Below are 10,102 nucleotides of genomic sequence, written 5' to 3' on the forward strand. Positions count from 1 at the left end.
GCAGACGCCGGAGAGGCCCACAGCCTCTCCGGCGTCTGCTGCGTGGTGGGGCGGCCATCCTTGCGACGTCCAGGAGCACTGCGGCCCCGGCGAGCAGGCTGGGCAGTCCCTCCTCCGATCCGCCCAGCCCCGCGGGGCGCCCTGGCGGCGTGTGGTGAGGCCCGGGTGCGGCGTCCGGGCGGTTCGAGTCTTGCCTCGCCACAGGCAGTGGCCTGACCATTTGGTGTAGGGAGAAGCGGTGGCTGCCAGGATCAGGATCGGAATCGTCGGACCCCGGACCGGTTCGGGGGCGCCTTGCGGCGACATGCAGCTCAGGGGCGCCACGATGGCCATCCAGCAGATCAACGCCCGGGGCGGCGTTGGGGGCAGGATGCTGGAGGCGCGGGAGTACGACGACGCCGGCGACCCCCGGCACGCAGTCGTCGCGGCGACCAAGGCAGTCAACGATGGCGTGAAGTACGTCGTCGGCCACGCTCTGTCGCTTGCCACGGAGATGGCCTCGGTCGTCTACGAGGACGCCGGTGTCGTCATGATCACGCCGTCCGCCACCAGCCCCGAGATCACCGCGCGCGGCTACAGGCTGGTCTTCCGCACCATCGGCCTCGACAGCGCCCAAGCCGCGGTGGCAGGCACGTTCATAGTCGGCCGCCTGCCGAAAGCAGTGGGCATCGTGCACGACAAGCAGCTGTACGGCGAGGGCCTGGCCACCGGCGTCCGGCGGATGCTGGTCAGCAGGGGTGTGAGGGTGGCGCTGTTCGAAGGGGTGGATGGCGACGGAAAGGACTTCTCCGCCGTCATCCGGAAGCTGAAGGCGGCCGGCGTCGACTTCGTGTACTACGGCGGCTACCACGCCCCGCTCGGGCGGTTCCTTCGCCAGGCCAAGGCGGAGGGGTTGGACGCCCAATTCATGGCCGGTGAGGCTTGTGCCGATGATGCGCTCTCTCGGATCGCCCAGGACGCGGCGGAGGGCCTGCTGGTTACCGTGCCCGTGCCCGTCCCTGTGCCCGTGCCCGCCGCCGCCGGCCGGGACGGCCTCGCCCACGGTCCGGGCGATGCCGGGATCAGCCGGGCTCCCGGTGGTTTGCGCGTCCGCGCCGCCTACGCCGCGGTTCAGGTGATCGCCGAGGCCATCAGGGCGGCCGGAGATGCCGAGGATCCCGAGCGGGTCGCCCAGGCGATCCGCGCGGGGAGGTTCAAGACGGCGATCGGTGATCTGAGCTTCGACGAGGACGGGGACGTGGAGGCCTTTTCGTTTGACGTCTGCGAGTGGCACCACAGCGGGCCGGAGAGAAAGGCGTAGGGACGCCGGGCCCAGCCTGGCCGCCACTTCGGTCGGATCCCGTGCAAGGTGCTTCACAGGGGAATATATGGGTATCGGCCGAACAAGCCCCTATAGAACGCTTGTAGCGGGATGTGGAGGTGCTGAGATGGCCGCAGGTAAGAAGGCCAAGAACATGGGCAAGAACATGAAGGGCAAGACCAAGGAGGTCACCGGCAAGGCGGTAGGCAACGAGAGCCTGGAGTTGAAGGGCCGAGCGGAGCAGGCCGCAGGTGATGCGAAGCAGACGGCTCAGAAGGCGAAGGACGCTCTCAAGCACTGACCCCGCCATGTCGGAGAGGCCGGCGGCATCGCCGCCGGCCTCTCCTTGCGCCCGCCGCCCCTGGGGGGGCGATGGGCGCCTGCTGTGGCCGTGAGGACGGCGCACGCGGACGGGGGCGGTCCCGTGGGCTTCAGCGCCGGCGTCTTGAGCGGCGAGGCGGCTCTTCGTCTTCGTCCTCGTCTTCGTCTTCGTCCTCGTCATCATCCGAGACTTCGTCGGAGTCGTCGTCTTCTTCGTACTCTGCCTCCTCTGCGTCCGCCGGGTATCCCTCGGCTTCGTCCTCCGCGTACTCCTCGTCTTCCTCCTCGTCTTCCTCCTCGGGGTATTCCTCGTCCTGTTCTTCCTCTTCTCCGGTCTCCGCCCCTTCCTCCTCGTCATCCGCCTCTTCGGCTTCCTCCTCCTCGAGGGCTTCCTCGTGGGTGAGTACGACTTCGCCGTCTTCGATCTCTCCGCGCCAGCCGTCGGGCTCCTCGCTGGCGAGGGTGACGAAGCGGTTGAAGTTCTTCAGGTCCAGGCGCATGCGCCTGCCCTGGGCCCGCCAGATGTTGCCGGTCTTTTCGAAGAACCCGGCGGGGTAGTACTCCACGACCAGGATGATCCGGGTGAGGGAAGGCGCGAGTTCGTGGAAGCTCACGCAACCGCGGGTGGTCCCCTTGGGGCCTTCTGAGGTCCACGAGATCCGCTCGTCGCGAATCTGCTCTTGGACGGTGGCCTTCCAGCTGCGCGTGGACGGGCCGACCTTGACCTTCCAGTCGGTGGTGGTGTCATCGCCCTGCGAGACGCTGCGCACGCCCTTGGCGAAGCTGCTGAAGTCTTCGTACTGGGTCCAATGGTCGTAGGCGGTGCGCAGTGGTACGCCGACATCGGTGGTCTCGATGATGTTGATGGCTTTGGCGCTGCCCTTGCGGCTCTTGCCCTTGCCGCCGCCCAGCAGGCTGGAGCCCGCGTCCGTGACCTTGTCCTTGAGGCCGCCGAACGCCTGGCCGAGAACGGCCTTCACGGGCGAGTCGCCCTTGAGGAGCCGCCCGCCGAGCCCGGCGAGCTGGCCTCCGTTCTCCGCAACGTCGTGGAGGCCGTCGGTGAGATCGCCGACTTTGTCCACGGCCTTGTCCGCCAGTTGCTCAGCCTGGGCGGAGAGATACGAGGTGACCTCGCCCATGAGTCGGTCGAGACCGGACTGTGCGCCCTTGGCGTCGTCTGTGGTGGCCACGGTTCACCTCCGCGCGGTGGGCTTGCGGCGGGCCGGCTTCTGCGCGGCCGTGGACTTCTTGGCAGCGGTCTTGGAGGCCGGCCGCGCTGTGCCCTTCTTCGCGGCGGTCTTCTTCGCAGCAGGCCTTGCCGCCGCCTTCGTGGGCGGCTTCCGGCGGGCGGTCGAGGAGGTGGCTGCCTTCGGCTTCGTGCCGGCGGCCGCCTTCTTCGCCGGTGTCCTCTTCGCAGCGCGTGCGGGCGAAGCCTTTTTGGCAGGGGCTGCCTTTTTGGCCGGTGCTGCCTTCTTGGCCGGTGCTGCCTTCTTGGCCGGGGCCGCCTTCTTGGCCGGTGCTGCCTTCTTGGCCGGGGCCGCCCTCTTGGCCGGAGCCGCCTTCTTAGGGGAAGCCTTCTTGGACGGTGTCCTGTGCGCCGGTGCACGGCGTGGGGCGGCCTTGGCGGTGCGGGCGGTGGAACGTCGAGCCGGCCGCCGGGGAGCCGGTGGTTCTTCCTCTTCCTCCTCCGGTTCCTCTTCCTCCTCCTCCTCTTCCTCCTCCGGTTCCTCCTCCGGTTCCTCCTCCGGTTCCTCCTCCGCTTCTCCCTCCGCCTCCTCGGGTTCCTCTTCCTCCTCTTCCTCTTCTTCCTCTTCCTCCGGTTCTCCTCCGTCCTCGGGCTCTTCTTCCTCCGCCTCTTCTTCCTCCTCCCCTGCCTCCTCGTAGGGCTCCTCTTCGTCCTCGTAGCTGCCTTCCGCCTCGTCGTACTCGTCCTCGTCTTCGTCCTCGTCTGCGGCCTCGCCGCCGCTCCCAAGGGTGAGAGTGCGCTCGTGAACCGAGTCGGCGAGCTGGGTCAGCCGGCGGTTCGCGGTAGCCATGAGTGCCTTGCGGCCGGCGTCCAGCGCCTCGCCCCTGATCTGCTCGCCGATCTCGGCGACCTGCGGCATCTCGCTGAGCTTCTTCAGGCCCTGCGTTGCCAGCTCTTTCGGGTCAAGGCCGAGGCGCCGGCCGGCGATGTACGTCGCCAGGCTGAAGGCCAGGCGTCCCTTTTTCGCCCGCCCCAGTACGTAGCCTCCGGCGACGGCGGCCGCCAGGGCGATTTTTGTCGTGTCCTCCATGAGCCCTTCCCTTCACCGGGTGCGTGCGGGCCACCACCGCCATTGCAGGTCCAAGTGCCGCCGCGCACGCACGCTTGGGTGACGGGACACGCCGCTCGCACGGTTATAGAGCGGCTGCTCACCCTCACGCCAGATATGCCTCGTATACGATGAAAATCTGGATTGCGGGAATATAGCCATGTTTGCGCCTGGAAGGAGCGGGCAGGCCCGAGTCGGTCCGTGAGGAGAGTGCCCATGGCCGCAGCAGAGCCGACCCGTCGTCGACGCATCCCCGCAGCCGACGGCGGTGACCGGGACGCACCCACCAGTCGGCCCTCACCCAAGGAGCCGGCCCGGAAACCACCTGCGCGGCGCCGTGTCACCGGCGCGGCCGCGGCCATGCGCCTGGCGGCCGAACAGCTCGCGCAGCTGCTGGGACGCAGCCCCGAGTCGGTGTCGTCCTTGCGTCCCACCGAGGAGGGCTGGGAGGCCCAGGTCGAGGTCCTCGAGCTGGCGCGTATCCCCGACACCACCAGCATCATCGCAAGCTACAAGGTCACGATGGACGAGGAGGGCGAGCTGATTTCGTACGAGCGAACCCGGCGGTACAGCCGGGGCATGATCGACCGGCCGACCTGACAGCCGGCCCCGTGAAGGGAAGCGGCCATGACTGTGCTGCCGCAGGGCGGAAGCAACATCAGCAGAACGGGAGGCGGCGGCGGAGGCACGGCCAGCCTCTACGACGTCCTTGAACTGATCCTCGATCGCGGTCTCGTCATCGACGTGTTCATCCGCGTTTCCCTGGTCGGGATCGAACTGCTGAAGATCGACGCGCGGATCGTCGTGGCCAGCGTCGACACCTACCTCCGCTTCGCCGAGGCATGCAACCGCCTCGACCTGGAAGCAGGCCGTAAGGCTCCCGCGCAGCTGACCGACATAGTCGGCAACGCGGTCGAGAGCGGGGCACACGGCAAGTCCAAGGGCGCGCTCAGCGGAGCCGTGGAGGCCGTGACGCAGGCTCTGCCCGGCAGGTCCGAAGAAGAGGAAGAACCGGAAGAAGCGGAAGAGGAAGAGGCCCCCCGCAAGCGCCGTCCCGCCCGCCGTCCCGTGCGCCGTGAAAGGGAGTAGGCGATGGCCCTCTACGTGTACTCGATCATCGCTGCCACCCACCCCTGCCGCCTGGACGGGCTGACGGGCGTGGGGGCCCAGGCCGCGCCGCTTCGCGCCGTCACCGTCGGGCAGCTGCGCGCGGTCGTCTCGGACATCGACGAGGAGATCCGGCCCAAGCGCCGGGACCTGGCCGCCCACCAGGAGGTCCAAGACCACCTCATGGCCGACGGAACGGTCCTGCCGCTGCAGTTCGGATACACAGCTCCCGACGACGAGGCGGTCACGCAGGCCCTCCAGCAGCGCACGGAGAGCTACTTGGACGCTCTGGAACGGCTCCAAGGCTGCGCCGAGTACCACATCAAGGCCTCCCAGGACGAGGAAGCCCTCCTGCGCGAGATCCTCAGCGACTCCCCCCGAGCACGGCAGCTCAACGACCAGATCCGGGCCGGTGACGCCGATCCCCAGCTGCCGCTGCAACTGGGAGAACTGGTGGCGGCCGAGGTGCGCGACCGGCAGGAAGCCCTGGCCGCCGGGCTGGTCCAGGCCCTGATTCCGTTTGCCCGCGAGCACAGCGTCCGCGCGCCGGCCGACGGCGACATCGTGAACCTCTCGCTGCTGGTCCATGACGACGAGAAGGAGACCTTCCTTCAAGCCGAGGCCAGCCTCGCCCAGCAGGTCGACGGCATCGGTTTCCGCTTCGCCGGGCCGCTGCCCCCGTACAGCTTTGTGTAATGCCCTGACCCGTCAGGCCACTGCAGGTGGCCGGGGCAGGGAACGTCAGGAGGAGCCATGGGGCTGCTGACCAGTTTGCTGACCGCGCCTATGGCGCCCATGCGGGCAGTGGTGTGGGTGGCGCAGCGTGTCGTGGACAAGGCGAACGAGGAGTACTACGACCCGGCCCCGGTCTACGCCGCTCTGGCCGACCTCGAGCGCCGGCTCCAGCTCGGGGAGATCGACGAGGCCACCTTCGACCGCGAGGAGGACGCGCTCCTCGACCGTCTCGACGAGATCGCACAATTCCGCCAGCGCCTGCCGTGACCAGGGAGGTCGGGGACCGTGACTGACCCGCTTGCCAACCGGCTCGGCCCTCTGCCGTCCCGGGCGACACCGATGTCCTACCCGCCGTCCTCCTCAGGCAGCCTGGCCGACATCCTCGAACGCGTCCTGGACAAGGGCATCGTGATCGCCGGCGACATCCGGATCAACCTCCTCGACATCGAGCTGTTGACGATCAAACTGAGGATCCTCATCGCCTCCGTCGACAAGGCCAAAGAGATGGGCATCGACTGGTGGGAGTACGACCCCTCGCTTTCCTCCCGCCACAGCGGTGACCCGCTCGCGGAGGAGAACCGCCGCCTGCGCGCCGAAGTGGAGGCACTGCGACGCGAGCGCCTGGAGGCCACTCCGTCCCAAAGCCCCGATGAGGGCCTGGCAGAAGAGGGCGAAGAACGCCGACCCCGGCCCCGCGCCACCAGGAAGAGGCCTGGCTCATGACCCCCGAGCCGACGCTCACCTACGTGTACGCCGTCGTCGTCCCCACCGGCGAGCTCGGCGACATCGTGGCCGGCCTCCGCGGGGTCGCCGGCGCACCGGTCACGCTCCTGGTCGCCGACGCCCCCGGAGCAGACCAGGCGGCGCCGGCGTTCGTCACCAGCCAGGTCCCCGACGCCGACTGGCGCGAGGACGCCCTCAAATCCCACTTCGAAGACCTCGCCTGGCTCGAAGACACCGCCAGATCGCATCACCACGTCATCCAGGGCCTCATGGACCACACCACCGTTCTGCCCCTGCGTATGGCCACCCTCTACCAGGACAGCGACCGGGCTCTGGCGGCCTTGCGTGAGCAACACCGCATCTTCGCCGAGCGACTCGCCCTCCTCGCCCACCACACCGAGTACGGCGTCAAGGCGTACGTCCGCCCGGACAGCGACGTCCCCGCCCCGGACAGCGCACCCGCCGCCAGCCCCGGCAAGGCCTATCTCCAGGCCCGCAAAGCCCAGCACCACGCCCGCGAGGACCGCTACCGACAGGCCAGGCAAGCAGCCGAGCGCATTGCCGCCACCGCAGCCCAGCACGCCACTCACGTGGTGCGGCATCCCACCCAGACCGGACCCCTCACCCGTAGCGACAGCGGCGAGAACGTCCTCAACGAGGCCTACCTCGTACCCGAGGACCAAGCCGACACCTTCCGCGCCGCCATCCAGCAGGCGGGCGAGGACCTGCCCGGCATCCACATCGAGATCACCGGCCCCTGGGCGCCCTACTCCTTCGCGATGCCGCCACCCCAGCCCACCGGCACAGCCGACGAGCCCGGCGCACGGCCATGACCCTCACCGAACGGGACGAACCGCTGCCGGGCCGACAAGTCGCCCTGGTCGACCTTCTCGACCGGCTTCTGGCCGGCGGCGTCGTCATCACCGGCGACATCATCCTCTCCATCGCAGACATCGACCTCGTCCGCATCTCCCTCCGCGCCCTGATCACGTCCGTCAACACGTTCGACAACCCCTCCACCCGCGGCGGCGAGCAGCCATGAACGCCGACCCCCCAGCGCAGCCGCCCCGCGATCTCGAAGCCATCAGCGACACCATGGCAAGCGCCTTCCGGCTCCTCCAGGCGCCCCCCGCCACCCCCGGCGACCCCCAACCCCCAGCTCACCGCATGCACACCGATCCCGACCGTGTGGGCGAAGACCTCCTCAAACTCGTCCTCACCCTCGTCGAACTCCTGCGCCAACTCATCGAACGCCAAGCCCTGCGCCGCGTCGACGCAGGCGACCTCACCGACGCGCAAGAAGAAGAACTCGGCGCCACGCTCCTCGCTCTGCACGACCGCATGACCGAGCTGTGCGCCCAACACGGCTACACCCTCCAAGACCTCAACCTCGATCTCGGCCCTCTCGGCCCTCTGCTTCCGCCCGCCCCCTGACAGCGTGCAGCAGGCGTTCTTGAGTTCGGCTCGCACAGCCGAGGGCTGCCGCGCACCCCTGCGGGGGCGGTGGAGGCAGCCGCTCTACGGTCTTACCGTCGGCGCGCTGGAACGAGGCGCACCAGTGCGTGCAGGACTGCGTCGATGCCGTCGTGGACCGGTTCGTCGGTCCCGTGGGTGAGCAGGCGGGCCAGGGTACGCAGGAGCGGGGGAGAGGCCATCACGCGGGGGTGAAGGAGCGGCCGGAAGCCGTACCGGGAGAAGACGAGATCAGCGGCGAGGTTACCCAGACGGTAGTAGCGCCCCCAGCGGCGGTGGATCTCCGCCGGGTACTGCTGCAGCGCGTGCTCCCGCCGTGGCCCGGCCGGCCGGGCCAAGGCCAAGGCGATGATCTCTGCGGCCACCTCGGCGGCCTCCATCGCCTCCGCGATGCCCTCCCCGCTCCACGGACTGATCATGCCGGCGCTGTCTCCGACCAGCAGCAGGCCCCGCCGATACTGCGGCCGCCGGTTCAAGCCCATCGGCAAGGGCGCGCTGCGCAGGGAGGAGTCGGCGTTCTCCTCCCGCAACCCCCAGTGCGCGGGCAGGCGGGGCAGCCAGTGCTCCAAAGCCGCCCGCAGGTCCACCGCCCGACGCTGCCGCTGCGGCAGTGCACCCAGGCCGACGTTGACGCGCCCGTCCCCGAGCGGGAACACCCAGCCGTACCCGGGCAGATCCAGCCCCGTGTTCGGACAGCGCAGATCGGCCCACAGCTCCAGGTACGGGTCGTTGGTGCGGGCTTCGCTGCGGTAGTAGCGGCGGGCCGCCGCCGCGACGGGCCGGCTTGCGTCACGTTCCAGTCCCAGGGCGAGTGCCGTCCGTGCGGAGGCGCCGTCAGCGGCGACGACGAGCGGCGCCCGGTAGCGGACCGGTTCCTGCCCCGGTCCGCGAGTAGCAGTCACCCCGGTGACGTTTCCCGCCCGGTCGGTCAGCGGGGCGGTGACTTTCACGCGGGTGTGCAGGCGCGCTCCGGCGGCGCGGGCATGAGCGGCGAGCAGGTCGTCGAAGTCGTGTCGGCTACGGGTGAGCCCGAAGTCAGGGAGACTGCCCAGCTGCGGCCAGTCCAACTCCACCTGGTCGCCCCCACAGACCCACCGCATCCCCTTGTTGCGCATCCAGCCCGGCGCACTGATGTCGACACCCATACGCACCAGCTGGTACACGCTCCGAGGCGTCAGCCCGTCACCGCACACCTTTTCCCGGGGGAAGCCACTCTTTTCCAGCAGCAGCACGTCCACACCCGCTCGCGCCAAGTGCACGGCAGCGGCGGAACCCGCAGGTCCCGCCCCCACCACGATGACCTGCGCTTCTTCGTCGTCGGCGTCGCTGCCGGCCTCGTCGCGTTCGGTGATCACTCCCTCACTATGCCGCCTTCCGCGGGGGCCGACCCGTGCGGCAGGGCCGAAGCCGCTCACCGCTTTCCTGACTGCGAGGCCGCGAAGCGGTCATGGGCGCGAGCACTGAATCCAGCGGCTGCCGACATCTTCGTTTCAAAATCCAAAGGAACAACATGGCATGAAGACAGCACGCAATATCCGCCGAAGGGGGTCCGGCTGACGAGGGAAACGGCTCCGCCCTCCAGGGGGGAGCCGTTTCGATGGCGCGATCCAGCGGCGGGCGCCGAGTGAGCGTGGTGCTACCTACGACGCGCGACCAGGCGGTAGACGGCCAGCAGGATGAGGGAGCCGACGATGGCGGCAATCCAAGTAGAAAGCTCGAAGAAGCCGTCGACGGAGTCGACGCCGAAGATCACCTTGCCCAGCCATCCACCCAAAAGACCGCCGGCAATGCCGATGAGCATGGTGATGATGATGCCGCCCGGGTCCTTGCCGGGCATCAAGAACTTGGCGATGATGCCTGCGAGCAACCCTAGGAGGATCCAAGCGAGTATGCCCATGATTCCTTCTGCCTCGATTACGGGAGCCAGTGTCAATTGGCCCATTTACTGTTCCGAAAGTTCTAAACCTCGGAGCCGGTGATCATTAGCGGCTGGTAGCGGCAATCGCCGCAGACAGGAAACACCCTCCGGTACCAGGTCAGCGGAACTTGTCCTTGGGCCTTGACCCCTGATGTTGAACACACGAGACACTGGATCCTGAGGATCTGAGAACGGACATCTCGTGGTCATGAAGAACTACCCGCCGGAGTT

General features: G+C 68.5%; 14 protein-coding genes. 10 read left to right on the forward strand and 4 right to left on the reverse strand.

Features of this window, described 5'->3' with window-relative positions:
• Nucleotides 1-238 precede the first annotated feature (238 nt).
• Both AB0D48_RS36660 and AB0D48_RS36665 read left to right on the forward strand, forming a co-directional pair.
• The gene (locus AB0D48_RS36660) at nucleotides 239-1,300 is read left to right on the forward strand and encodes an ABC transporter substrate-binding protein (protein ID WP_362407439.1); all 1,062 of its coding nucleotides are present in this window, start codon (nucleotides 239-241) and stop codon (nucleotides 1,298-1,300) included.
• A 127-nt stretch (nucleotides 1,301-1,427) separates the two neighbouring features.
• Nucleotides 1,428-1,601 (forward strand): CsbD family protein, encoded by a 174-nt coding sequence (locus AB0D48_RS36665; protein WP_362407442.1) that lies wholly within the window; start codon nucleotides 1,428-1,430, stop codon nucleotides 1,599-1,601.
• Nucleotides 1,602-1,731: 130 nt separating this feature from the next.
• On the opposite strand, the gene AB0D48_RS36670 is transcribed toward AB0D48_RS36665, so the two are convergent.
• Nucleotides 1,732-2,811 (reverse strand): SRPBCC family protein, encoded by a 1,080-nt coding sequence (locus AB0D48_RS36670; protein ID WP_362407445.1) that lies wholly within the window; start codon nucleotides 2,809-2,811, stop codon nucleotides 1,732-1,734.
• Between the two features lie 3 nt (nucleotides 2,812-2,814).
• On the reverse strand, nucleotides 2,815-3,897 hold the full coding sequence (locus tag AB0D48_RS36675) for a histone protein (RefSeq protein WP_362407448.1): 1,083 nt from the start codon (nucleotides 3,895-3,897) through the stop codon (nucleotides 2,815-2,817).
• A 234-nt stretch (nucleotides 3,898-4,131) separates the two neighbouring features.
• Here AB0D48_RS36675 and AB0D48_RS36680 point away from each other — a divergent pair, with 234 nt between their 5' ends.
• The 8 genes from AB0D48_RS36680 to AB0D48_RS36715 are packed head-to-tail and all read left to right on the forward strand — an operon-like array spanning nucleotide 4,132 to nucleotide 7,914.
• The gene (locus tag AB0D48_RS36680) at nucleotides 4,132-4,515 is read left to right on the forward strand and encodes a gas vesicle protein (RefSeq protein ID WP_362407450.1); all 384 of its coding nucleotides are present in this window, start codon (nucleotides 4,132-4,134) and stop codon (nucleotides 4,513-4,515) included.
• Nucleotides 4,516-4,542: 27 nt separating this feature from the next.
• Nucleotides 4,543-5,004 (forward strand): gas vesicle protein GvpJ, encoded by a 462-nt coding sequence (gene gvpJ / locus AB0D48_RS36685; RefSeq protein ID WP_362407453.1) that lies wholly within the window; start codon nucleotides 4,543-4,545, stop codon nucleotides 5,002-5,004.
• A gap of 3 nt (nucleotides 5,005-5,007) precedes the next feature.
• A complete protein-coding gene (locus AB0D48_RS36690; protein ID WP_362407456.1) occupies nucleotides 5,008-5,718 on the forward strand; it encodes a GvpL/GvpF family gas vesicle protein in 711 nt (236 codons plus the stop codon).
• Between the two features lie 57 nt (nucleotides 5,719-5,775).
• Nucleotides 5,776-6,024 (forward strand): gas vesicle protein GvpG, encoded by a 249-nt coding sequence (locus tag AB0D48_RS36695; RefSeq protein ID WP_362407459.1) that lies wholly within the window; start codon nucleotides 5,776-5,778, stop codon nucleotides 6,022-6,024.
• 18 nt (nucleotides 6,025-6,042) lie between these two features.
• Nucleotides 6,043-6,480 (forward strand): gas vesicle protein, encoded by a 438-nt coding sequence (locus tag AB0D48_RS36700; RefSeq protein WP_362407462.1) that lies wholly within the window; start codon nucleotides 6,043-6,045, stop codon nucleotides 6,478-6,480.
• On the forward strand, nucleotides 6,477-7,313 hold the full coding sequence (locus AB0D48_RS36705) for a GvpL/GvpF family gas vesicle protein (RefSeq protein ID WP_362407465.1): 837 nt from the start codon (nucleotides 6,477-6,479) through the stop codon (nucleotides 7,311-7,313). The genes AB0D48_RS36700 and AB0D48_RS36705 overlap by 4 nt, the downstream gene beginning before the upstream one ends.
• The gene (locus AB0D48_RS36710; protein ID WP_362407468.1) at nucleotides 7,310-7,522 is read left to right on the forward strand and encodes a gas vesicle protein; all 213 of its coding nucleotides are present in this window, start codon (nucleotides 7,310-7,312) and stop codon (nucleotides 7,520-7,522) included. Before AB0D48_RS36705 ends, AB0D48_RS36710 begins: the two co-directional genes overlap by 4 nt.
• Nucleotides 7,523-7,575: 53 nt before the next feature.
• On the forward strand, nucleotides 7,576-7,914 hold the full coding sequence (locus AB0D48_RS36715; protein WP_362407477.1) for a gas vesicle protein K: 339 nt from the start codon (nucleotides 7,576-7,578) through the stop codon (nucleotides 7,912-7,914).
• A 92-nt stretch (nucleotides 7,915-8,006) separates the two neighbouring features.
• Here the strand turns inward: AB0D48_RS36715 and AB0D48_RS36720 are convergent, their stop codons facing one another.
• Nucleotides 8,007-9,308, reverse strand: a complete 1,302-nt coding sequence (locus tag AB0D48_RS36720) for a geranylgeranyl reductase family protein (protein WP_362407471.1) — start codon at nucleotides 9,306-9,308, stop codon at nucleotides 8,007-8,009.
• A gap of 281 nt (nucleotides 9,309-9,589) precedes the next feature.
• Nucleotides 9,590-9,850, reverse strand: a complete 261-nt coding sequence (locus tag AB0D48_RS36725; RefSeq protein WP_362407474.1) for a GlsB/YeaQ/YmgE family stress response membrane protein — start codon at nucleotides 9,848-9,850, stop codon at nucleotides 9,590-9,592.
• Nucleotides 9,851-10,102: the final 252 nt, after the last annotated feature.

It is taken from the genome of Streptomyces sp. NPDC048269, assembly GCF_040652395.1.
Classification (GTDB): Bacteria; Actinomycetota; Actinomycetes; order Streptomycetales; family Streptomycetaceae; genus Streptomyces.